We start from the raw sequence: 22,673 nt of genomic DNA on the forward strand, positions 1-22,673 counted from the left end.
GAATCATGCCGCCCACCAGGCCCGCCCCCGAGCGCACCACCTCGTTCGCCGCGCGCGCCAGCACCGTGCCGAAGTCGTTCTGCGGCGTCTGACGCGGAACCGTATGGGTGATGGTCAGCGTGGGAATCCGACTGTCATTGGACACGGGCAGCCTCCTGCGGAGAGTTGCCCGGCCTCACTTCAGCCGCCGTGCCAGCGCTAACCCCTGACATTCCCAGGCGTTGAGCCGCCAGGGCGGGTCCAGCACCGCTCCGCGGACCGGGAGGAGCGTCCGGGAGGCTGGACGGCGGCCGTGACTGGAAACTTGCGTCCGCTCCAGAGTGCCTCAGAGTTGTTGCACCCTGTCGTGTGGAGAAGAGGAGAACGCGGTGAGGACGACCGATGGCGGCCCCCAGATTGCCGAGCGCTTTCACCCGCGCGTCGACGCCAACCTCCCCGTGAAGGTGCTCCTCAAGGGACGCTCGGTGATGGTGCGCGCCCGGGACGTGTCCATGGCGGGCCTGTTCCTGATGGCCCACCCGGCCGACACCGCGCGGGAGCTCACCATCGCGGTGCCGCTGCCCGGAGAGCGGGAAATCATCACCACCTGCCAGATTCGCCGCCGCGAGGTGGACGGTGTGGCGCTGGAGTTCGGCGAGCTGGACTGGGACGACCTCATCGCCCTGGCGCGCTACCTCCACCCGCGCCTGCCCTGACTCAGGGCAGTTCCGGCTTCGGCCCCGCTTCGCGCAGCCGCTCCACCAGCGCCATCAGCTCGGCGCCTCGGAAGGGCTTGTGGATGTAGCCGTCCGCCCCGGCTTGGGTGGCGCTCTCCATGTCGGAGCGCTTCGCCTTCGCGGTGAGCATGTAGAGAGGCACCCCCGCGGTGGCCGGGTCCCCCTTGAGGATGCGGCACACGGAGATACCGTCCAGCTGCGGCAACACCACATCCATCAGGATGAGGTGGAACGTCTGGCTCTTGGCCAGCTTCAGGCCCTCCAGCCCCGTGGCGGCGCACGCCACCTCCACGGTGCCGTCACTCAGCATGGAGCGCACCAGCTCCCGGATGACCGGCTCATCCTCGACGAGGAGGATGTGGAAGGGTGCCTGGGAATTGCCAGCCATGGTTCTCCGGACGAAACACGATGCCAATGCCACCCGCCGCGCGCGGTATAGCCCTCCGGGGCGTAGCCGCACCAGGGAGGATGCAACGGATTGTGCAATGGCACCCGTCTCCCTCATACGTAAGCCGGACACACACTGGATGCCTTGCTTTTCGATTAGGAGGACTGACAGGCGGGCGTAGCCATGGTGGCTCACGGCCAGCCGCCTTCCAGCAGCTGCTCCGCCTCTTCGAGGGAGAAGGCCAGGTAGGCCTCGTGCCCTACGTTCCGGCTGCTGCGCTGGAACCGCACCGCCGCCATGGCGGAGCGCCCCACCACGCGCACCACCCGGCGGAAGCCGCGGACCCGGGCCGCTTCAACGACGCGCTCAATCTGACCAGAACCCGACTCTGGCAGCGCCGTCACGCCCGTCAGGTCAGACAGGATGTCGAGCCCCGGCCGGAGCCGCTCGAGCGCGCGCAGCGACGCATCGCCAATCTGGAGCGCTTCCTCCTCCGTGACGACACCCCAGAGGCGGATGATCAGCCGGTTCTTGCCGACGAGTGCCTCGACCGAAAACACAGGGCCACGACCTCCTGGCAATACCGGCCATTCCTCCGGAGGCAGTCTACCCTCCAAATGGCGGACATTTCCAGGTTTTCGCGTCCCCCCACACTCCGCGCGCGACTCAGATTTCGGCCACGCCTTCCCGCTCGGCCCAGCCCTCCAGGCCGTTGGGCAGACGGATGCGGACGAAGCGGCCCGTCTCTTCGAGCAGGCGCACCTTGAGGCCAGCGTGCACCTCGAAGATGGAGCGGGCGCCGGGCTGAGGCAGCTCACGCGCCACCAGCGTGGGCGCCAGCACCACGGCTTCGTGCACCGTGGCCCCCACGTAGGCGTGCGTGGCCACCAGCAACCCTGACGGAACCGCCACCGCGAAGAGCAGGACCGCCAGCACGCCCACCGCCGTGCGCCGGCCCCGCCCCAGCAACCGCCAGAGCAGCACGAGGACGAAGGCCGCCACCCAGGTGCCCAGGAAGGTCCACGCCACCACCGGGCCGTCCGTGGCCGCCGCGACGCGAGGCAGGAAGGCGTCCTCCGCGGTGGCGCCCACCACCTTGTCCACCTGCCGCGCCCGGGCCACCGCGAGGTTGGCCTCCAAATCTGGAGCCTGCCCCCCTTCTCTGCGGGCCTGTTCGAGCGCCAGCACCGCGCGGCCCAAGTCGCCCTGCGCCAGGTGCGTGGTGCCCAGGTTGTAGAGCACGTCGGGGCCACCCTGGCCATTCGCCAGCAGCTTCTCGTAGCCCTCCTTGGCCGCCGCGTAGTCCTCGCGCGCGTAGGCCTCGTTGGCCTTGAGGAAGATGTCCTGCGCCTCTTCCGGCGTGTAGTAGCCGCTCACGCCCAGCCCTCCATGGCCGCCGCGGCGGCATCCATCACCTTCTGTCGCTCGGCCGGATTTCCCCCGCCGCCGTAGCGCCCGAAGTCACACGCCTCCAGCACGAAGAGCACCTTGGCGCGCCGCTCCGCATCCGCGCCCGCCGCCGTCAGCTTCTCGGCGAGCACCTCACGGGTGAGGCCCACCACCGGCATCCCCAGCCGCGCCTCCAGGAAGCCGTGCAGCGCTTTCTCCACCTCGCCGTAGAAGGCCCCCACGTCCGCGCTGGACTGGCGCTTCTCCGCATCCGCCAGACGCTTGCGCGCGGCCTTCGCCTGCTGACGCCCACGTCCCGCCTCGGTGCGCAGCGCCAGCCGCCCGCGCACGCCGCCAATCAGCGCCACGCCCAGCAGCAGCCCCAGCGGCGCCAGCACCGCCGGGACGAAGAAGCCCCGCTTCCACACGGGCACGCCCGGCGCCTCGAAGCGCGCCTGGTAACGCACCGGCCGCAGGCCGCCCGCCGTCAGCACGTTCTTCTGCTCGTTGGCCTGGTCCGACGAAGATTGAGGCGACGCCGAGGCGATGGACGATGCGCCTCCCGCGCCCGCCTCCACCGTAATCGTCACGGGGTCGGTGCGGGCCACCTCGTACTTGCGGGCGCGCGGGTCGAAGTAGGTGAACTCCAGCGCGGGCAGCGTGAAGCTGCCCGTGCGCTGCGGCATCACCAGATACTCCATCACCCGCCGGCCCTGCACCCGGTGGCGCTGCGGCGACACCTTGTCCGTCGTGGTGGGGTCATAAATCTTGAGCGCGGCGGGGCCCTTCAGCGCGGGGGGCGTGACGTTCTTCACGTTGCCCACCCCTTCCAGGCTGACCTTCACCGTGACGGGCTGGCCCAGCTCCACGCGCGTCTGGGACACGTCCATGGACAGCCGCCAGTTGCCCACGTGCGCGTTGGGCATGTCCTGGGGCCCCCCGGGCGGCAGCGGCTTCACCTTCACCTTGAGCGCGTTGGACACCCGGTGCACACGGTGGCCGGCGAAGAGGAAGCCGGTGGTGATGTCCGCCTCCGCGGCGGTGATAGGCAGCGTGCCGGACTTCACCGGGAAGATGGCGCGGCGGCGCAGCAGGTAGGCGCGGTACGGGATGCCGTCCACCACGCGCTGCTCGCCCGACAACTGCGTGGGGCTCTCCACCTCTTCGGTCCAGAAGCCCTCCAGCTTGGGCATGGTGACGGCGTCCACGCTGGACAGGTCCACGCGCGAATAGATGTAGAGCGACAGCGTCACCTGCTCGCCCACGTACACGGTGTCCCGGTCCAGGCTGGCGCGCAGGAAGAGGTCGGAGTCCCCACGCGGAATCGTGGGCCGGTCCGCCTCCGCCATGTCGCCGAAGGCCTCCTCCATCTGCTGCATCTGCGACTGGATGCTGGCGAAGGGGTCCGGCTGCCGGTCCCGCCCACGCCCCGCCTGCCCGGGCGGCGCACCGCCCACCCGGCCGGCCTTGACCGTCAACTCCACGGGCTGCGTGCGGTACGTCTTGCCACGCACCGTGATTTGCGACGGTGGAACCTTGAGCCGTCCCGCGCGATTGGCCCTCATCACCAGCACGTGCCGCGTGACGTCCTGGATGACGGCGGGGCCACCGCCCGACAGGGAGATGGCGCGCTGGCTGCTGCGCGAGCTGGAGAGGACGGAGAAGTCGTCCGACTCCGGCAACTTCACCTGCGCGTTGGCGGGCGCGTCCACCACCACCACCGTGAGGCGGAAGGTGTCCTCGGTGCCCACCTCCGTACGGTCCGCCGTCTGGTAGAAATCGAGGTCGTCCGAGGCCGCCCACGCCGGCGCGGTGGCCAGCAGGGCGAACACGGCGAACACCACGCCGAGGGCGCTACCAGTCCTTCTCATTCGGCTTCCTTTGCTTCTTCTTCTGCTGGAACCGCCAGAGCTGGAGGTTCTTCTCATTCTGCTTCATCGCATCCAGCAGGCGCTCCGCCTCCTGCCGGTCCAGGTCCGACTCGCTGGAGCCACCGTCCGCCTCGGATTCCTCCGAGGCTTCTTCTCCCGCGCTGCCGCCGTCACTGCCACCGTCCTGGGGCTCACCCTCTCCGTCGTCCTCTCCACCATCCGCGCCGCCGTCCGCGCCCCCGTCGCCCTTGTCCGGCGGGCCCTGGTCGCCGCCGTCCGCGCCTCCGTCGGAGCCGCCGTCGCTGCCACCGTCGCCGTCGCCACCGTCGGCACCGCCATCCATGCCGCCATCGCTGGCGCCACCATCCGCGCCGCCGTCGGCACCGCCGTCCGAGCCACCATCGGTGCCACCGTCCTGGGGCGTGCCGCCGTCGCCCTTCGTGCCGCCATCCTCGCCGGCATCCGGACGCCCACCGTCACTGCCGCCGTCGTTGCCGCCGTCCGTGCCGCCATCCTGGCCCTTGTCCTGCGGCGGCGGCAGGTTGCGCAGCACCACCTCGTAGTTGTGGCGGGCCTGCACGTCCTGCGGGTCCAGCGTGAGCGCGCGCCGGTAGGCCTTCAGCGCTTCCTGCCGGTCTCCGGTGGTCGCGTGCAGGTTGCCCAGGTTGTACCAGGCCTTCTGCCGGAGGTCGGCGCGGTTGGACTCCGTCACCGACTGGAACAGGGCCTTCGCATCCGCGATGCGCCCCAGCTTGGCCATCGCGTCCGCGCGGTTGAAGTCCACCGTGACGTCGTTGGGGCGCTCCTTCTTCGCGGCCTCGAACGCCTCCAGCGCTTCGTCGAAGCGGCCCGCCGTGTACGCCTCGCGGCCCTGCTCCACCAGCGGGTGGTCCCGCTCCAGCGGCCCCGCGGCCCACACGGGCGACGGCAGCGCCAGCGACGTCACCAGGCCCCACGCCAACCACCGCGCCGCGCGCGTCCTCGCGGCGCTCATGGTGACGGCCTCCGGCGCGACGACGGCAAGAGCAACATGCCCAGCGCCAGCAAGGCCAGCCCCGGAATGGCGAACGACTGGAAGCGCTCGTCGTAGCGGACCGTCACCCGGCTCTCCAGCTCACTCTTCTGCATCTGGTCGATGCGCTCCACCACCTGCGACATGGCCACGCCACGGGGCTGGAAGTAGAAGGTGCCCCCGGTGGCATCGGCGATGGCCGTCAGCCCCGCCCGGTCCAGCCGCGTAATCACCGTCTCCCCCGCAGCGTCCTTCTTGTAGTCCACGAACGCGCCGCGCCGGTCGAAGACGGGGATGGGCTCACCGGATTCCGAGCCCACGCCCACCGCCAGCACCTGCACGCCCGCGTCCTTCAGCGCCTCGGTGGCCTCCCCCACGTCGCCCACCAGGTCCTCACCGTCCGTCAGCAGGACGACCACGCGCTCCTTCGAGCCGCGGTCCGCGTTCTCCAGCACCTGCCGCGCCAGCCGCAGCGCCGCGCCCACGTTGGTGCCGCCCTGGGGCATCACGTCCGGGTCCACCGCGCGCAAAAACAGCTTCACCGCCGAGTAGTCCGACGTGAGCGGGGACTGGATGAACGCATCCCCCGCGAACACCACCAGGCCCACGCGGTCACCCTTCAGCTCGTCCAGCAGCGTGGTCAGCTCCAGCTTCGCGCGCTCCAGGCGGCTGGGCTGGATGTCCCGCGCCAGCATGGACTTGGAGGCGTCCAGCGCCACCACCACGTCGATGCCGCGCCGCTTCGTCAGCTCGCTCTTGGTGCCACACTGCGGCTGCGCCAGCGCGAAGCCGAAGAGCGCCAGCCCCAGGCCGTACAGCCCGCCCCGCGTGGCCGGACGCCACACCGACACGCCCGGCGTGAAGCGCTCCGCGTGGCGCTCATGCAGCAGCGCCCGCACGCGCGAGCGGCGCCGCAGCGCCCCCACCAGCGCGAGCAGGCCCAACGTCACGCCCACGAGCACCAGCAGCAGGAACAAGGGCTGCGCGAGCCCCGCCTGGTAACCGAGCACAGTGAAGCGCCAGGGTTCCACGGGCGTCACGGGAAGACCCTCAGGAAGGAGGCGCGCAGGAGCAGCTCCAGCGCGGCGAGGCCGAAGGCGGCCAGGAGGAAGGGATGGAACTCCTCGCGGTAGGTGGCGCTGGCGCCGCCCTCCATCAGCTTCGAGCGCTCCAGCGAGTCCAGCACCTTCTGGAGTCCCTCCCGCAGCTGCTCCGGGTCCGTGGCGCGGTAGTACTCGCCGCCGGTCCGGTCCGCGATGTCCTGCATCAGCTCCGGGTTGATGGGAATCTCCGTGTCGCGCCACACGGTGTTGCCGAACAGGTCCGTGCCCTGCGGGAAGGGCACCTTGCCGCCCTTGCCCACCAGAATCGTGTAGATGGGCACCCTCAGCGCCTGGGCCATGTTCGCCGAGTCCATGGGCGAGATCTTCCCGGAGTTGTTGTCGCCGTCGGTGATGAGCACCACCACCCGGCTCTTCGCCTCCGAGTCCCGCAGGCGGTTGAGGGACGTGGCCAGCGCGTCACCAATGGCGGTGCCGTCCTCCAGCACGCGCGTGCGCAGTTGCTTCACCACTTCCTTCAGCACGCCGTAGTCCAGCGTCAGCGGCGCCTGCGTGTACGCCGCGCCCGCGAACACCACCAGGCCGATGCGGTCGTTCACCCGGTTGGCGATGAACTCGCTCAGCACTTCCTTGGCGACGTGCATGCGGTTCTGCGGACGGAAGTCACCGGCCTCCATCGACGTGGACAGGTCCAACGCCACCACGATGTCGATGCCCTCCACCGACAAGTCCCGCACGCGCGAGTCGCGCACCTGCGGCCGGGCGATGGCCAGCACCGCCGCCGCCACCGCCGCCACGCGCAACAGCGGCAGCAGCGGCAGCAGGTACGTGCGCAGGCCGCGGCCACTGTGGGCGAAGACATGCGCCGCGGAGAAGCGCAGCGTGGCGCGGGCGCGCCGCTCCCGCCAGGCCTGCCAGAGCAGCAGCGGCACGAGCAGCAGCCCCCAGAGCGCCTCTGGGTTATTGAACGCGGGGAGCGGCGGCATTGTCGGGAGCCTGGGGCGGCGGTGGCGGAACGTACGTCGTGTCGATGAGCGAGTAGCCGAAGGCCAGCGCGTCGCGGCAGGCGTCGGCCGAGGAATCCGCGCGCGCGTACTTCACCATGTCCGACTCGGACACGAAGCGCATCAGCTTGTCCTCTGGCAGCCCCGGCGTGGACATGCGCCGCAGCGACGCCATCAGCTCGGAGCTGGTGCACTCCAGCGCCTCGAAGCCGTAGCGCTCGCCCAGATAGCCACGGACGATTTCGGACAGCCGGAAATAGAAGTCCTTCACCCGGCCGCGCGAGGGCAAATCCTCCGCCTTCAGCGCGTCCAACGCCTTGCGGGTGCGCACGTCCAGGGGCAGCACCGGCACCACCTCCACGTGCCTGGGCCGGTTCCTCCACCAGCGGAAGAGCACCCACGCCAGCAGCGCCGCCGCCAGCACGCCCAGCACCGTGAGCACCAGGCGCCACGAACGGATGGGCACCTCCTCCGGCGGCTTGTAGTCGAAGAGGTCCGCGCCCTGCCCGTCCGCGTCCGGCGGCAGCGTGGACGTCACGTCCACCGCGCGGCCCGGCACCGTGAACGCCTTGGGCCCCTCCGGCGTGGCCACGTCGAAGGGCAGCGCCGGCACCGTCACCGAGCCCAGGGCGAAGGCGGACATCCGCACCCGGAAGGTGGTGGTCGCCGAGTCCGGCCCGTCCTGGCGCTGGCGCGTCTGGTCCAGGAACTCGAAGTCCCCCGTCTCCTGGGGCACCTTCAGCTCATAGCGGTGGTCCTTCGGATGGGTGATGACCACCTCGTAGACGAAGGGGTCGCCAATGCGGACCTGCTGCGGCTCCAGCCGCACGGACAGGTGCTGGGGTTCGACCTGCTCCGTCGCCGCGGCCTCTGGCGCAGGGGCCTGGGCCCACGCCGGAGCCGCCACCACCGGAGCCGCCACCACGAGCCACACCGCCAGCAAGGGGATGCGCCGGTTCATGCCGCCATCCTCCGAGCCCGCGCGCGAAAGAAGTTCGCCAGCGCCTTGCCGTGGTCATCACCCGCGCGCAGCTCCACGTGGTCCAGCTCCAGCTTCTTGAACAGCTTGCGCCGCTCGTCGCGCGCGGCCTGCATGGCCCGGGCGAAGCGCCCCCGCACGCGCGGGTCGCTGGTGTCGACGACGAAGCGCTCGCCCGTCTCCGGGTCCTCCATGTCCACCAGCCCCAGCCGGGGGAAGGCCTCCTCCAACGGGTCCGCCACCACCACCGGCACCAGGTCGTGCTTGCGCCCCACCAGCCGCAGCGGCTTCTCGTAGTCGCGCGCCTGGAAGTCGGAGATGAGGAACGTCACCGCCTTCCGCTTCGCCACCCGCGTCAGGTAGTTGAGCCCCGCGGACAGGTCCGTCCCCCGCCCCTGCGGCTGGAACGTGAGGATGTCGCTCACCAGCCGCAGCACATGCGTGCGGCCCTTGCGCGGCGGCACCACCTTCTCCACCCGGTCCGAGAAGAGGACGAGCCCCACCCTGTCATTGTTGGCGATGGCGCTGAAGGCGATCTGCGCCGCCACCTCCGCGGCGATCTCCGACTTGGTGCGCTCGCGCGAGCCGAACTCCTTCGACGCGGAGACGTCCACCACCAGCATCACCGTCAGCTCGCGCTCCTCGGTGAAGACCTTGACGTAGGCCTCGTCCATGCGCGCGGTGACGTTCCAGTCGATGATGCGAATCTCGTCACCGGGCTGGTACTGGCGCACCTCGGAGAAGGCCATGCCCCGGCCCTTGAAGACCGAGTGGTACTGGCCGGCGAGCATGTCGGAGACCACCTTGCGGGTGCGAATCTCCAGCTTGCGGATGCGGCGGATGAGGTCCTTGGGAAGCACGGGGCGCCTGGCGGGCTTGGGGAGGAAGGGTCAGGGGACTTCGACGCGGTCGAACACGCGCTGGATGATCTTCTCCGGCGTGAGGTCCTCGGCCTCCGCCTCGTACGTCATGGCGACGCGGTGGCGGAGCACGTCGAAGGCAATGGCCTTCACGTCTTCGGGCGTGACGAAGCCGCGGTGGCGCAGGAAGGCGTGCGCGCGCGCCGCCTGGGCCAGCGCGATGGTGGCGCGCGGCGACGCGCCGAACTGGATGTAGTCCGCCAAATCCTTGAGGCCGTACTTGCCAGGCTCACGCGTGGCGAACACCACGTTGAGGATGTACTCCTTCACCTTCTCGTCCATGTAGATGTGGTGGACGAGCTCGCGCGCACGAACCAGGTGCTGCAGGTCGATGACCCGCTGGGCGCGCGGCGACGAGCCGCCGGACATCCGGTCCATGATGATCTTCTCTTCATCACGCGTCGGGTAGCCCACCTTCACCTTGAGCATGAAGCGGTCCACCTGCGCCTCGGGCAGCGGGTAGGTGCCCTCCTGCTCAATGGGGTTCTGCGTCGCCAGCACCAGGAAGGGCGTGGGCAACGGGAAGGACTGGTCGCCGATGGTGACCTGGCGCTCGGCCATGGCCTCCAGGAGCGCGGACTGCACCTTCGCCGGGGCGCGGTTGATTTCGTCCGCGAGCACGATGTTGGCGAAGATGGGGCCCTTGCGGACGGTGAAGTTCGCCGCCTGCTGGTTGTAGATCATGGTGCCCACCACGTCCGCGGGCAGCAGGTCCGGGGTGAACTGGATGCGCATGAAGGTGGCGTTGAGCGAATCCGCCACGGTGCGCACCGTGAGCGTCTTGGCGAGGCCGGGCACGCCCTCCAGCAGCACGTGTCCGTTGCACAGCAGGCCAATGAGGATGCGCTCCAGCATGTAGCGCTGCCCGACGATGACCTTGCTGGTTTCCTGGTTGAGGACCTCGACGAAGCTGCTTTCCTGCTGCACGCGTTCGGTGAGCGCGCGAATGTCGGTGTTCATGTCGCCTCGTGTCGGACTGGCGGCGGGCAGCCTAGGGTTTACAGGGTATCCGGCTCAACACCGCTGAGGGCCACGCATTCCAGTATGTTGCCCGCCCGTCCGCCCCTCCTGGAGTGTCCTCCCCATGTACCACTCACAGCCGCCACGCCAACCCCTGTTCCACTCCCGGCGGACGGCGGTGTCGAGGACGCCGGCATGAAGGCCCCCTCGGTGGGGCCGGTGGAGGCCGCGCTGCTGGCCCAGTTGGCCCCCGCGGTGGTCGTGACGGTTCACTGGATGCCGGGCGGCGGGGCCCTCCGGGTCCTGGAGGCGGGCGCCGGCCCCACGGTGGTGCTGCTCCACGGGCGAGGCGGCGCGGCCTCCCAGTGGTTCACCTACCTGACGGTCCTGGCCCGGGGACACCGTGTGCTGGCGGTGGACCTGCCGGGCTTCGGCATGTCGTCCCCCCCCGAAGGCCCGCTGGCCACCGGCGAGGACGCGGCGGCCTTCTTCACCGCCCCCATCGAGGCGCTGTTGTCCCAGCTCGCCCCGGGCCCGGTGGCCGTGGTGGGCCACTCGCTGGGCGGGCTCGTGGCGCTGGAGCTCGCGCTGCGCGGCCGGGTGCCCGTGGAGCGGCTGGCCCTCGTGGACGCCATGGGCCTGGGGCCGGAGATGACACGAAAGGCCCGCCTCTTCTTCCGCGCCGGTCCCGAACGGCTGGCGCGCTCGCTGGGCCCCTGGGCCTGGGCCCAGATGATGCCGCCCCCTCCGACGCCGCTGGGTGAGCGGCTGGGCGCCCTGGAGTATGAGCTGCTCACCCGCCCGGGTGCCAGCCTTGAGGCCACCCGGGCCTTCAACCGGCTCGTACCCGTGGCGGGCCCCGTCTTCCATCGCGCGGAGAAGCTCGACGCCTTGACGGCGCCGGTGCTGCTCGTCTGGGGCGAGCGCGAGGACACCCTGCCCGTCTCCATTGCCGAGCAGGCGGCGCGGCGCCTCCCCAACGCCCGGCTCCTGCGCCTGGACGCGGGCCACAGCCCCCACCAGGAGCGCCCGGAGCGCGTGCTCCCGGAGTTGAAGGCGTTCCTCGCCGCGCCTCAGGAGCCTTGACGGGCGCACGGCGCGCAGCCGCCCGACGGCGTCCAGGTGACACGGGCTGGTCCGGCGGTCGGGGTTCGTCCTGGCGGCGCTTGTCCTGGCCTTCCTGGATGGCAACCGTCCCGCCGTGTCCCGCGCGGACACCACCGCCAGGGAGGCTGCCATGAATCACAAGATGCACGCGCACCATGACCACGTCCACGCCAAGGGCTGTGGCCATCCCGCCATCCAGCACCAGGACCACGTGGACTATCTGCACGACGGGCACCTGCACCACCCGCACTCGGACCACACCGACGAGTGCACCCTCTCCGAGGACGCGCGCAACCCCGCGCAATGCACGCCGCAGCACGCCTGTGGTGCCCATGAGGCCACGCACCGTCACGGTCCCTCGTGTGGCCATGTGGCCGTGCCGCACGGGGACCACATGGACTATCTCGTGGAAGGTCACCTGCATCACCCGCACGACGGCCACTGCGACGACCACGGCAAGGTGCAGGTCCTGAGCTGAAACGAAGACGTGGCGGAAGACCTCTCCCCCCGGGAGGCTCCGCCCGTCTTCGCGCTGGACAGCGGTGTGCCGTCTCAGGCCTGGGGCGGCGCGCCCTGCTGTACCTGGCGCTCCACCAGTTGTTGACGCACCTCGTTCATGTCGAGCGCGCGCACCTGGCGGATGAGGTCATCCAGCGCATTGGCCGGCAGCGCTCCCGCTTGTTCGAACAACATGATGCCGTCACGGAAGACCATCAGCGTGGGGATGGAGCGGATGGCGAAAGCCCCCGCGAGCTCCACCTCCGCGTCGGTGTCGAGCTTGCCGAAGACGAGGTCCGGATTCTTCGTGCTCGCCTGTTCGAACACAGGCGCGAAGGTGCGGCACGGTGCGCACCACTCGGCCCACCAGTCGAGGAGGACGATTCCCTCCTTCGAGACGAGTTCCTTGAAGTTGGCTTTGGTGATGTCGATGGTTGCCATGCCCTGACACTGGGCCCTCCCCCCCGGAGGCGCCAGTGTCAGGAGGTGGCAAGCCGGGCGCCCCCCAGGGCCCGGCTCCCAGTCACCTTCAGCGCGCCACGGCGGCCCGTGACGGGTGGGCAGCCGGGGCAGCGGGCGAACTCAGCCCCAGATGCTCGCCCGGCCCATGAACTGCGCCAGGTCCAGGCGGTTGGACTGCGTCTCGCGGCGGGGCGCCTTCGCCGTGAAGGACTCCAGGTCCTGGAGGCTGATGTGGACCTCCTTGCTGGACTTGGACTTGCTGGCGCCCTGGTCCACCGAGCGCAGCGCCGTGGGGTGGTTGATGAGGAACTGCGCCGCCTCACGGAGCTCCTTCGGCGCGCCGCTGCTCGGGTCCGCCACGCGCTTGAGCTCCGACATGCCGATGTTGTTGTCCCCGGCGCCGTTGCCGCTGGCGTTCATGCCCACGCCCTCGGCGAAGTGGAAGTGGTCCTTGAGCGTCTGGGCCGCCTTGTAGACGTCCATGGGCTCCTGGCGGCCAGCGCCGAAGGGCGGGCGGGACTGAGGACCGCACAGGTCCAGCCGCGGCGGCAGGTTGGGACGGTGGGGGTTGGGCAGGCCGCCCGGGCCACCGACTCCGCCGCCGAAGCCTCCTCCGAACCCGGAGCCGCACAGCGGCGGACGCTGCGGGAGGACAGGCCGCTGCGGAGCCCCGCAGTCCGCGGCATTGCCCGCGCGCGCCTGGAGGTCCGCCTTGCTCAGGTGCACCTCGTTGTTGCCGCCATGGGCCTTGCTGGCGCCCTGGTCCAGCGAGCGCAGGGCGATGGGATGGTCGAGCACCCACTTCGCGGCGGCGCGGACCTCGGGAGGGAAGCCGCTGTTCGGGTCCGCCACGCGCTTGAGCTCCGACGTCCCGATGTTGTTGTCCCCAGCGCCCTTGCCGCTGGCGTTCATGCCCACGCCCTCGATGGCGTCGAAGTGCTTGAGCACCGTCTGCGCCGCCTTGGACGGGTCCATCGACTGGTAGGCCGCCTGGTAGCGGTCCGTGGGGCCGCAGCCACGGGTGTTGCCGGAGAAGCCGTTGCACTGAATGGACTTCGCGATGGACAGGCTCATGGTCGTGACTCCTGATAGTGATTGCTACAATGGTTTGAATTGGGGGCAGGTGGCCGTTTCAGCCGAAAGCCCCGCGCGCTGACTACATGAACATTCTCTGTCGGATACGTGCGGTGTTTCGCGCGGTGTTTTTATTTGTTTTCGCGCGCTTCCGATTGGGACGAGCCCGAATCAAAAACAAACAAGCCCGCCCGCGAGGTGTCTGGCCATTCAAGGCAAGACATCGCGGGTGGGCGGCTCGGTGGTGTCGTTCTCGAAGCGGAGCCAGGTCACTGCAGTCGGTGTGCCAGGGCCCGCCAGCGCCGTCGGAGCCAGGGCGAGGCACACGCCTGGAGGAGGACGCCCGGAATGGCGCTCCGGCAGGCCTGATAACCGCGGTTGTCAGGTGGCAACAACAGTTGTCACCCCCTCCCCCGCATGGGCGAGGTGGTAGCCTGCGCGCCGTGGCGGAACCAGGTGACATGGACACGGAGGTGGACGCGCTGGTCCAGACGGCGCCCGTCCCGGTGGCGCGGCGCGGCCCCTTGCGGTTGAAGCTGCTGGTGCTCTCCGGGGAGCAGGCGGGACACAGCCACGTCCTGCGCCCGGGGGTGCTCCGGCTCGGCACGTCCTCCACGTGCGACATCGTCCTGACGGACCGCGTCGTGTCCCGGCGGCACCTTCAGTTGGAGGTGTCGGACGAGCGGGTGGTGGCCACCGACCTGGGCTCGCGCAACGGCTCCTTCCATGAAGGGGTGCGCTTCACCGAGCTGGAGGTGCGGCCCGGGGCGTCGCTGACGCTGGGCACCGTCGTGCTCAAGGTGGTGCCAGAGGACTCACGGGAGCGGCCCATGCCGCTGTCGTCGCGGCGGAGCTTCGGCGCGCTCGTGGGTGCCAGCGGGCGGATGCGCGAGCTGTTCACCGTCCTGGAGCGGGTGGCCGCGGGCGGCGGGGACGTGCTCGTCCAGGGCGAGACGGGGACGGGCAAGGAGCTGTGCGCGGAGGCGCTCCACCAGGAAGGCCCGCGGGCCAGTGGGCCCTTCATCATCGTGGACATCGCCGGGATTCCGCCCTCCTTGATGGAGTCGGAGCTCTTCGGACACGTGAAGGGCGCCTTCACGGGGGCCCAGGCCGAGCGCGCCGGGGCCTTCGAGCGTGCCCAGGGGGGCACCGTCTTCCTGGATGAAATCGGCGAGCTGCCGCTGGAGTTGCAACCCCGGCTCCTGCGCGTGCTGGAGCGCCGGCAGGTGAAGCGCGTGGGCGCCAACGACTACCGCACGGTGGACATGCGCGTCGTCGCGGCCACGCACGTCGACCTGGAGCAGGCCGTGCAGCAGGGCCGGTTCCGCAAGGACCTCTATCACCGGCTGGCGGTGCTCAAGGTCGTCCCACCGCCGCTGCGGGAGCGGGTGGACGATTTGCCGCTGCTCATTGACGCCATGCTGGAGCGGCTGGGCCGCCCGCCCAGCGCGCTGTCCGAGCAGACGCGCGCCCTGCTGGCCCAGTACCCCTGGCCCGGCAACGTGCGCGAGCTGCGCAACGTGGTGGAGCAGGCCATCCACCTGGGCGAGGACACCCTGCCGCCCATGGAGGCCCGCTCGGGTTCGACCCGGAGGCCGCAAGGGGCGCTCGACGCGGAGCTGCCCTTCAAGGAGGCCAAGGAGCGGCTCATCGAAGTGTTCGAGCGGGACTACCTCCAGGGCCTCATCGCGCGCTGCGACCGGAACATCTCCCGCGCGGCCCGCGAGGCGGGCATCGCCCGGGTGTACCTGCGCAAGCTGCTCACGAAGCACGGGATGATGCTCGTGGACGACGACGACTCACGGGACTGAGGGAGACACCGCATGAGCTTGCCCATCCGCGCACGACCACTCACGAAGGAGTCCTTCGCGCCCTTCGGCGACGTCATCGGGCTGGAGCTCGCGGGGGGCAACAGCGCCAACCAGGGCACGGCCACGCGGTATGACCAGGTGGCGAACCTGACGGGCACGCGGCCCCAGGCAGCGCCCAACCTGGCGGTGTTCCGCTCCGTGGCGAAGTCCCTGCCCTTCGAGGTGCGCCTGCTGGAGCGCCACCCCTGCTCCACGCAGCTGTTCGTGGCGCTCGCGTGCCAGCGCTTCCTGGTCGTCGTGTGTCCGGACGACGCGCGCGGCGAGCCGGACCTGGACCGGCTGCAAGCCTTCGTGTGCGGCCCGGGCCAGGGCGTGAATTACCGCCCCGGCCAGTGGCACCACCCCATCATCGCGCTGGATGGCCCCGCGGACCTGCTGATGCTGGCGTGGGAGGACGGGACGCCCCTGGACTGCGAGGAGCGCCCCCTCACCACGCCGCTGCTCGTCACCAGCGACTGACGCGACCCCTGCTGGACGTCAGCGCTCCTGGAGCTCGCGGCTGGACTCGCGCGTCGAGTGGATGCTCTGGAAGCCCGCGATGCACAGCTCGGCGCGCAGCGGCGCGGAGTTGTAGTACGGGCCCCCGTCATACGGCGTGTCGATGCCGTCGCGGCGGTCCGGGTGCGAGTAACCGGCGATGTGCATCATCTCGTGGATGAGCGTCTGGGCAATCTCCGTGTCCCCCTGCGGGAAGAGCACGCCGAAGTTGATCCATACATCGTCTCCACCCAACTCCGCCCGCGCGTTGATGCCGGCCTCATTCGTGCCCGTGTGGTGGATGGCCTTGCGGTAGGCATTGCGCAGCCCGGACTTCTCCAGGTTGGTCAGGTGGGTGCAGGTCTGGATGGCGTCCTGCGCGGCCTCGTGGCGCCGCAGCGTCCGGGCCCAGTTGGCGCCCGTGACGGTGGCGGCGTCGGAGCTGAAGCGGTCCTGCATGGCCAGCACGTCCGCGAGCACGTCCCGCGAGTCGGCGTAGCCCGCGTGGACGAGGTGCATGCCGTACACCTGCGTGCCGTTGTACGTGGCGGAGTGGAAGGTGGGCAGGCCCGCGGAGAAGCCGTTCGCGGAGGCGTAGTCGTTGGCGGCGCGCATCATCGCCCCAGCGTCATTCACGTTCGGGTAGCCAATGGCCCAGCCGGGGACGTCGCGGAACTCGACGACGCTGGGGTGGAGGAAGTTGATGCCATACTCCACGATGGAGCCGTTGAGGCCCTGCTCGAACGCGGGCAGCGCGATACCCAATCCGTGCGCGTTGCCGTAGTCCTGCGCGCGGCGGAACAGCTCCGGGATGTCGCTCAGCGCCGTGTTGCCCAGCGCGGAGCGGGGCACCGCGAGGTAGTGCGCCAGGGTGCCCGGCTTGAGCAGGATGGTGCCACGCACCACGCCCGCGCCGTAGTTGGCCTCATGGAAGTTGCCGAAGCCCGCCGCGTAGCCATGGATGCCCGCGTAGCGGTTGGCGGTGCGAATGCGGAAGTCACTGGCCGTCTCCACCGCGGACGCGGTGGTGCCCACGGCCTCCTCGGGCAGCGACAAGTCCGCCATGGCGTTGGCGTCCATCGGCTCGCCGCCGCACCCCAGCAACGCCATCGACGTGGAAATGCACACACCCAGGGAGAGCCGCTTCATCATTGAGCGCACGGTTGAAACCTTTCTGTGGATTGGCGAGCGAGGCGGCGGTACGGGCCCCAGGCCCGTCCATCCGTCCATCGCCCTCGAAGACAGATACGAAAGGCGCGGGATTTTCGGGTCCTCCACCCACGACGATTTCGCCGGGCGAAGGCACGCCGATGGACGCGCCACCCCGCCGGACAGCTAGACTGCGCCCGTGTTGAAACCCTTGCTCGACCTTGACGCGACGCCGGAACGACTCCGGGCACTCGCGGACGCTGGCGTCCTGACGCCGACCACCCTGGAGCGCGCGCTGCACCTGTCCGTGGCCACCCCGCCTCGGCAGGACTGGCGGCGCTTCCTGTCCACCACGCTGATGGGCCTGGGCGGGCTGCTGGTGCTCGCGGGCGTCATCTACTTCTTCGCGTACAACTGGGCGGACATGCACCGCTTCGCGAAGCTGGGCCTCATCGCGGCGGCCATCACCGGCGCGGCCGTGGGCGCCTGGAGGCAAGGCGCGACGCTGGGAGGCCAGCTGTCACTGCTGGCGGCCTCGGTGCTCGTGGGCGCGCTGCTGGCCGTGTACGGGCAGGCGTATCAGACGGGCGCGGACCCGTATGAGCTGTTCATCGGCTGGGCCGTGCTCATCCTGCCCTGGGTGGCCGCATCCCGCTTCGCGCCCCTGGGGCTGCTGGCGCTGGTGCTGGTCAACACCGGCGTCATCCTCTTCTGGGACCAGGTGCTGGAGACGGAGCCGGACCAGACGTACTGGCTGGCGGTGGTGCTGGGCGGGCTCAACGGCTTCACCTGGGCCACCTACGAGCACTTCGCCAACCTGCGCGTGTCCTGGCTCCAGGCGCGCTGGGTGCCTCGGGTGCTGGCGGTGATGGCGGTGGCCCCGGTGCTCGTCGCCTCGGTGCCATTCATCATGCACCCGTCGGGAGCCCCCGCGGGCGCCGTGGTGGCGCTCCTCCTGGTCCTGGCCTCGCTCGCGGCCGAATATGCCCTGCACCGGCACCTGAAGGGCGAGCTGTTCATGCTCACGCTCGGCGCGGTGAGCGGGATGACGCTCCTGACCTCCGGCGCCGTCAGCGTCGTCTTCGATTCCTACCAGGACGTGGAGGTCCTGGGCCTCTTCGTGCTGCCGCTCTTCGTCATCGCCCAGGTGGCGCTCGCGGTGTGGTGGCTGCGGCACGAAGCCCGCGTCACCGGCGCCACGGAGGAGTCCTGACATGGCCCTGCGTCCCTCGTTGCAGGACGTGCTGAACGCGCTCCAGGCCGAAGGCCAGCTCGCGCCCGACGCCGTGGACCGCGCCCGCGTGGCCCTGGAAGCCCACCAGCGCCAGTCCGTGGCCGTGCCCTGGTTCGTGAAGGCCTTCGCCGGCGTCGGCGCCTGGCTGTCCGCCCTCTTCGTGCTGAGCTTCTTCGCCTGCGCGGGCCTCTGGGAGGAAGAGGTGGTGATGGGCGTGGTGGGCCTGGGCCTGTGCACGGGCGCGACGATGCTGCGTCGCACGGTGCGCGGCGTCTTCGTGGAGCAGCTCGCGCTGGCCCTGTGCCTGGCCGGCGCCGCCATGGCCTCCGTCAGCTTCGCCATCGAAACGAAGAACGAAGACGTCGGCGCGGCGCTGGTGCTGGTCATCAGTGGCGTGCTGCTGTTCGTCTACCCGGACGCCATCCTCCGCTTCCTGAGCACGTTGGGAGTGGTGGGCGCGGCCGGGTTCCTCGCCTGGCACCTGGTGGGCGGCTTCGCGTTGGACCTGCTGATTCTGGGCTGCGCGGCGCTGATGCACGTCCTCTTCCTGGAGCAGGCGCGGCTGCGTCGGGGCAACCCGGGCGAGCTGGTGGGGCCGGTGGCCTTCGCGCTCGCGTGCGCCATCCCCGGCGTGCTGCTGGCGCGCGGCATGCGGGACGTGGCCCGGCACCTCTTCGACACCGTCTCCGCGCTCCCGGATGCCGTGCTGACGCTGGGCCTGACGGCGCTGACGCTGTACACGGCGTGGCGCGTGCTGCGGGAGCTGGCGCTGGAGCCCACCGGCGTGGCGGGCGCGGCGGTGTTCGCGGCGCTGACGCTGGTGGCCGTGCTCACACCCCATACACCGGCGGTCATCACCGCCGTGGGCATGCTGGTGCTCGGCTTCCACCGGCGCAGCAGCGTGCTGCTGGGGCTGGCGGTGGCGTACCTGCTCGCGTCCGGCGGTTGGTACTACTACGACCTGGGCCTCACGCTGCTGGCCAAGTCGCTGGCGTTGATGGGCAGCGGCCTGGTGTTCCTGGGCCTGCGTTCGTTCCTGCTGCGGCGCTTCCCCGCCCCGGCGACGGAGGTGCGGTGATGTCGCGCACGGCGGTCATCTTCGGCGGGCTGGCCTTCGCGCTGCTCGTCCCCACGGGGCTCGTCATCCAGAAGGAGCACGTGCTGCGCTCGGGCACGCCGGTGCTGCTGGAGCTGGCCCCGGTCGACCCGCGCTCGCTGATTCAGGGCGACTACATGGTGCTGGACTACGCCATCAGCCGCGAGCGGCGCGCGCACCCCACCACCACCGCGACCGATGGGAATCTGGTGCTGCGGCTGGACGCGAAGGGCGTGGGCACCTTCGCGCGCTTCGACACGCCCGACGCGCCGCTGGCGCCCGGCGAGCTCAAGCTCCGGTACCGCCTGCGCAAGGGGCGCTACCGACTGGGCGCGGAGGCCTTCTTCTTCCAGGAAGGCCACGCCGACCGCTACGAGGGCGCCCGCTACGGCGAGCTGCGCGTGGCGGCCAGCGGCGCCAGCGTGCTGGTGGGTCTACGGGACGCGCAGCGCCAGCCCCTGGGCCGCTGACGCCCCCACCGTCGGACGCCGGTCCACTTCCCCACACCCACCTCAAGTCGAGGAGAGGCCGGGGCTTGCTCTCCGCAAGCCTTTGGTGCATCATCATTTTGATTTCGATACTCAAAATCAAAATCAAGGATGACGACGATGCCCGGTCAGGGATGCGGCAAGACGGTGCTGGCGCGAGGTCCATGCGCGGAAGTGACGCAGTGCTCGTGCGGGCACATCCACCTGGCCATGGGGCCGGTGACGATTCGCGTGGAGGAGGAGGTCCTCCGCGCCATCGGGGTGACGCTGGCGGAGGCGCTCCAGCAGCTGGGGACGCCGCTGGAGGCCTTGTCGAATGAGGACGCCGAGCCCCTGGCGATGAGCGCGCGGGCCGGCGGGTGGAAGCAGTGAGCGCCACCGGCACGTTGCGGCTGCCGCGGACGGAGGTGTCCGCGCGCGTGAAGCGGCTGGTGGAGCCCCGGCACCCGGCGCCCACGCCGCTGCCCCGGGCCACCGCCCCGGCGCCCCTGTCCGAGCTGCTGGCGGAAGACACCGCGAAGCTGGCCGAGCAGGCGGAGCGCTCGCTGTTCATCCAGTCCCTCTTCTTCGACGCGTGGGACGGCGGCCTCTACGGCCAGTACGTCCGGGCGCAGCACTACGTGAGCCACCTGCGGCAGCTCCACACGCTCTACACGGCGTTCGAAGCGGCGCTGCCCCACGTCATGAGCACCCCGCTCACCACTGCGCTGCTGCTGCCCGAGCTGCGGCTGGCCTCCGCGCTGGAAGCGGACCTGACGTACTTCTGCGGCGAGTCCCGGACGGACACCTTCGCCTGCGTGGAGGCGCGGCTGCACGCCGAGCGCATCCGGGAAGTGTCCGAGGACGCCCCTCACCTGCTGGTGGCGCATGCCTACGCGCGCTGCGTGCTGGACGTCTTCAGCGGGCACCGCCGGGCGCGGCGCATCACGGACGCCTTCGAGCTGGCGGAAGGCCAGGGCACCACCTTCTACGGCACGGTGCCCGAAGCGGAGCTCGCGGCCTTCCGCGTCCGCTTCCACTCGCGCCTCGACGGGCTGGAGCTGGACGAGGAGGAGACGCGCGAGGTGGTGCAGGAGGCGCGCATGGCCTTCCGGCTCCACGCGCTCGTGTGTGACGAGCTGGCCCGGGGCGCCACGGGCATCGCCGCGGGCCCCCACGCCGACGCCCGGTAGGTTCCGCGCGCCGCGGCGGCTCAGACGCCTTCGACCTCCGACAGCAAGTCGGAGAAGGGCGAGCTCTCCTCGCCCAGCGCCTTGTAGAGCGAGTCCACCTTCTCCAGCTCGCGCTTGAGCGCCTTGTGGTGGTTGCGGTTCTTCACCAGGCTCTCACGGCCCAGCAGCTTGAAGCCCTCGTCCCGCCCCACCTGGCGGATGGCCAGCCCCAGCACCATGCCGCGGAAGGCATCGGCCAGGTCCAAATCCAACGGGGCATTGCGGCGACGCGCCTCCGCGACGAAGGCCTGCGCGGCCGCGCGCAGCGCCTCCGGCAGCGGCCGGGCACCAGGGGCCTGCTCGTAGTCGAGCGCCCGCGCGACGTGCTTCTCGTGCAGCACCAGCTCGCCCGTGGCGCCCGCGTGCTCCACCATGGCCAGCGTGTAGGCGCGGCGGACGATGTTGTCGAGCTGCCGCAGGTTCCCCGGCCAGGGGCTCCCCACCAGCAGCCGCTCCGCCTCCTTCATCAGCCGGGCGTGGCCGTCCGGCGAGCGCTCGCGGTGCCGGCGGTTCACCATGTACTGCGCCCACAGGGGGATTTCGTCCTGGCGCTCCTGCAGGGCCGGCATGCGCACCGGCAGCACGTTGACGCGGTAGTAGAGGTCCTCGCGGAAGCGGCCGGCGCGCACCTCCGCGTGCAGGTCCGCGTTGGTGCCGATGATGAAGCGCACGTCCGCCTGCCGCTCACCGGTGCCCTCGCCCAGCGGCCGGTAGCTGCGCGACTCCAACAGGTGCAGCAGCCCCGCCTGGGCCTTGAGCGACAGCTTGTCGATTTCGTCGATGAACAGCGTGCCGCCCTCCGCGCGGGCCACGCTGCCGGGGGCATCTCGCACCGCGCCGGTGAAGGCGCCCTTCTTCCAGCCGAAGAGCTCCGCCATCTGGAGGTCCTCGGGCACCGTCACCAGGTCCAGCGTCTCGAAGGGCTTGCCGCGGCGGTTGGAGCGCTCATGGCACCAGCGCGCCAGCCGCGACTTGCCCGCGCCGGTGGCGCCGCTGATGAGGATGGTCTCATCCTGAAGCGCGAAGACGCGGAGGATGGGCAGCAGCTCCGCCATGGAGCGCCCCACCACCGGGAGGAACTCATCCACCTCCGGCCGGGCCACGGGCCGCTGCGGCAGCCGGGCCAGGTACGGCGCCGCCACGTCGGCCAGCAGTTGGAGCCGGTCTCCCGCGTCCAGCCAGACGAAGTCTTGTCCCATCGCCGCCAGGCAGTCCGCCTCCAGCGAAATCATGCCCTCGATGTCACCGCCCGGCGTGCGCAGCGGAAGCACGCAGACGTGCGTCGCGTGACGGCCCAGGAAGCGCTGCCGGCTCTCGTTGCTGTTGAAGCCCGCCAGGCTCGGGTCCCCCGTCACGGGGGCGTTGGGCGCATGGGGCTGCACCGTGCCGACATTCACGTCGATGGACACCGCGCACCGGTGCTCCACCACCGCGCGCCACGCCGTGGCGGACGTGAAGAAGGGCGTGCCCACACTGGCATCCGTAATCTCCGCTGCCCCTACCTCCAGCGCGGCCAGGCTGCGGTAGGCCTCTCCCGGGCGGAGGTGGACGATGCCGCGCAACACCCGGCCCCGGGCTGCGTACCGACTGGACGCAACGGCCTCCTGGGCGACGGCCTGCAGCCGCCGGAGCGCTGCGGCAGCCGCGGCCTCGAAGTCCCTGGCTCCCCGCAAATCCGTGAGGAGTTGCGCCATCTCGTCTTGCAT

General features: G+C 70.5%; 24 protein-coding genes. 10 read left to right on the forward strand and 14 right to left on the reverse strand.

Features of this window, described 5'->3' with window-relative positions; translation table 11 throughout:
• Positions 1-368 precede the first annotated feature (368 nt).
• Entirely contained in the window at positions 369-695 is a 327-nt protein-coding gene (locus HV826_RS17210) for a PilZ domain-containing protein (RefSeq protein ID WP_163780136.1), read from the forward strand.
• Between the two features lies 1 nt (position 696).
• Here the strand turns inward: HV826_RS17210 and HV826_RS17215 are convergent, their stop codons facing one another.
• From HV826_RS17215 to HV826_RS17260, 10 genes are all read right to left on the reverse strand, one after another.
• The gene (locus HV826_RS17215; RefSeq protein ID WP_176418118.1) at positions 697-1,104 is read right to left on the reverse strand and encodes a response regulator; all 408 of its coding nucleotides are present in this window, start codon (positions 1,102-1,104) and stop codon (positions 697-699) included.
• A 191-nt stretch (positions 1,105-1,295) separates the two neighbouring features.
• Positions 1,296-1,664 (reverse strand): hypothetical protein, encoded by a 369-nt coding sequence (locus tag HV826_RS17220; protein WP_368670943.1) that lies wholly within the window; start codon positions 1,662-1,664, stop codon positions 1,296-1,298.
• Between the two features lie 106 nt (positions 1,665-1,770).
• On the reverse strand, positions 1,771-2,481 hold the full coding sequence (locus tag HV826_RS17225) for a tetratricopeptide repeat protein (protein ID WP_176418120.1): 711 nt from the start codon (positions 2,479-2,481) through the stop codon (positions 1,771-1,773).
• Positions 2,478-4,364 (reverse strand): BatD family protein, encoded by a 1,887-nt coding sequence (locus HV826_RS17230; protein ID WP_176418121.1) that lies wholly within the window; start codon positions 4,362-4,364, stop codon positions 2,478-2,480. Before HV826_RS17230 ends, HV826_RS17225 begins: the two co-directional genes overlap by 4 nt.
• Entirely contained in the window at positions 4,348-5,358 is a 1,011-nt protein-coding gene (locus HV826_RS17235; RefSeq protein WP_176418122.1) for a tetratricopeptide repeat protein, read from the reverse strand. The genes HV826_RS17230 and HV826_RS17235 overlap by 17 nt, the downstream gene beginning before the upstream one ends.
• Positions 5,355-6,416 (reverse strand): VWA domain-containing protein, encoded by a 1,062-nt coding sequence (locus HV826_RS17240; RefSeq protein WP_176418123.1) that lies wholly within the window; start codon positions 6,414-6,416, stop codon positions 5,355-5,357. The genes HV826_RS17235 and HV826_RS17240 overlap by 4 nt, the downstream gene beginning before the upstream one ends.
• Positions 6,413-7,423, reverse strand: a complete 1,011-nt coding sequence (locus HV826_RS17245) for a VWA domain-containing protein (protein WP_176418124.1) — start codon at positions 7,421-7,423, stop codon at positions 6,413-6,415. The genes HV826_RS17240 and HV826_RS17245 overlap by 4 nt, the downstream gene beginning before the upstream one ends.
• The gene (locus HV826_RS17250) at positions 7,398-8,402 is read right to left on the reverse strand and encodes a BatD family protein (RefSeq protein ID WP_176418125.1); all 1,005 of its coding nucleotides are present in this window, start codon (positions 8,400-8,402) and stop codon (positions 7,398-7,400) included. The genes HV826_RS17245 and HV826_RS17250 overlap by 26 nt, the downstream gene beginning before the upstream one ends.
• Positions 8,399-9,280: a DUF58 domain-containing protein gene (locus HV826_RS17255; RefSeq protein ID WP_176418126.1), complete on the reverse strand. Its 882-nt coding sequence runs from the start codon at positions 9,278-9,280 to the stop codon at positions 8,399-8,401. Before HV826_RS17255 ends, HV826_RS17250 begins: the two co-directional genes overlap by 4 nt.
• A 30-nt stretch (positions 9,281-9,310) precedes the next feature.
• Positions 9,311-10,300 carry a MoxR family ATPase gene (locus HV826_RS17260; protein WP_176418127.1) on the reverse strand — a complete coding sequence of 330 codons (990 nt, stop codon included), beginning with the start codon at positions 10,298-10,300 and terminating at the stop codon, positions 9,311-9,313.
• A 195-nt stretch (positions 10,301-10,495) separates the two neighbouring features.
• On the opposite strand from HV826_RS17260, the gene HV826_RS17265 reads away from it, so the two are divergent.
• Complete coding sequence (locus tag HV826_RS17265) at positions 10,496-11,386, forward strand: alpha/beta fold hydrolase (protein ID WP_176418128.1); 891 nt, start codon at positions 10,496-10,498, stop codon at positions 11,384-11,386.
• 151 nt (positions 11,387-11,537) lie between these two features.
• A complete protein-coding gene (locus tag HV826_RS17270) occupies positions 11,538-11,885 on the forward strand; it encodes a hypothetical protein (protein WP_176418129.1) in 348 nt (115 codons plus the stop codon).
• A 74-nt stretch (positions 11,886-11,959) separates the two neighbouring features.
• Here the strand turns inward: HV826_RS17270 and trxA are convergent, their stop codons facing one another.
• A complete protein-coding gene (gene trxA, locus HV826_RS17275; RefSeq protein ID WP_176418130.1) occupies positions 11,960-12,346 on the reverse strand; it encodes a thioredoxin in 387 nt (128 codons plus the stop codon).
• A gap of 141 nt (positions 12,347-12,487) precedes the next feature.
• Positions 12,488-13,441 carry a hypothetical protein gene (locus HV826_RS17280; protein ID WP_176418131.1) on the reverse strand — a complete coding sequence of 318 codons (954 nt, stop codon included), beginning with the start codon at positions 13,439-13,441 and terminating at the stop codon, positions 12,488-12,490.
• A 461-nt stretch (positions 13,442-13,902) separates the two neighbouring features.
• Between HV826_RS17280 and HV826_RS17285 the strand changes: the two genes are divergently transcribed.
• Together HV826_RS17285 and HV826_RS17290 are read left to right on the forward strand one after the other, a co-directional pair.
• Positions 13,903-15,252: a sigma 54-interacting transcriptional regulator gene (locus tag HV826_RS17285; protein WP_176418180.1), complete on the forward strand. Its 1,350-nt coding sequence runs from the start codon at positions 13,903-13,905 to the stop codon at positions 15,250-15,252.
• Between the two features lie 12 nt (positions 15,253-15,264).
• Positions 15,265-15,771 carry an ureidoglycolate lyase gene (locus HV826_RS17290; protein ID WP_176418132.1) on the forward strand — a complete coding sequence of 169 codons (507 nt, stop codon included), beginning with the start codon at positions 15,265-15,267 and terminating at the stop codon, positions 15,769-15,771.
• Between the two features lie 18 nt (positions 15,772-15,789).
• Here the strand turns inward: HV826_RS17290 and HV826_RS17295 are convergent, their stop codons facing one another.
• Positions 15,790-16,941, reverse strand: coding sequence for a hypothetical protein (locus tag HV826_RS17295; protein WP_255207802.1), 1,152 nt, complete (start codon positions 16,939-16,941; stop codon positions 15,790-15,792).
• A gap of 196 nt (positions 16,942-17,137) precedes the next feature.
• On the opposite strand from HV826_RS17295, the gene HV826_RS17300 reads away from it, so the two are divergent.
• The 5 genes from HV826_RS17300 (at position 17,138) to HV826_RS17320 (ending at position 20,928) form a co-directional block, all read left to right on the forward strand.
• Positions 17,138-18,151 carry a DUF2157 domain-containing protein gene (locus HV826_RS17300; RefSeq protein ID WP_176418133.1) on the forward strand — a complete coding sequence of 338 codons (1,014 nt, stop codon included), beginning with the start codon at positions 17,138-17,140 and terminating at the stop codon, positions 18,149-18,151.
• Position 18,152: 1 nt separating this feature from the next.
• Entirely contained in the window at positions 18,153-19,250 is a 1,098-nt protein-coding gene (locus tag HV826_RS17305) for a DUF4401 domain-containing protein (protein WP_176418134.1), read from the forward strand.
• A complete protein-coding gene (locus HV826_RS17310; protein ID WP_176418135.1) occupies positions 19,250-19,738 on the forward strand; it encodes a GDYXXLXY domain-containing protein in 489 nt (162 codons plus the stop codon). Before HV826_RS17305 ends, HV826_RS17310 begins: the two co-directional genes overlap by 1 nt.
• Positions 19,739-19,876: 138 nt before the next feature.
• Entirely contained in the window at positions 19,877-20,128 is a 252-nt protein-coding gene (locus tag HV826_RS17315; RefSeq protein ID WP_176418136.1) for a hypothetical protein, read from the forward strand.
• Positions 20,125-20,928, forward strand: a complete 804-nt coding sequence (locus HV826_RS17320) for a biliverdin-producing heme oxygenase (protein ID WP_176418182.1) — start codon at positions 20,125-20,127, stop codon at positions 20,926-20,928. Before HV826_RS17315 ends, HV826_RS17320 begins: the two co-directional genes overlap by 4 nt.
• 20 nt (positions 20,929-20,948) lie before the next feature.
• On the opposite strand, the gene HV826_RS17325 is transcribed toward HV826_RS17320, so the two are convergent.
• Positions 20,949-22,673, reverse strand: coding sequence for a sigma-54 dependent transcriptional regulator (locus HV826_RS17325; protein ID WP_176418137.1), 1,725 nt, complete (start codon positions 22,671-22,673; stop codon positions 20,949-20,951).

This window comes from Myxococcus sp. AM010, from assembly GCF_013372585.1.
Taxonomy (GTDB): Bacteria; Myxococcota; Myxococcia; order Myxococcales; family Myxococcaceae; genus Myxococcus; species Myxococcus vastator.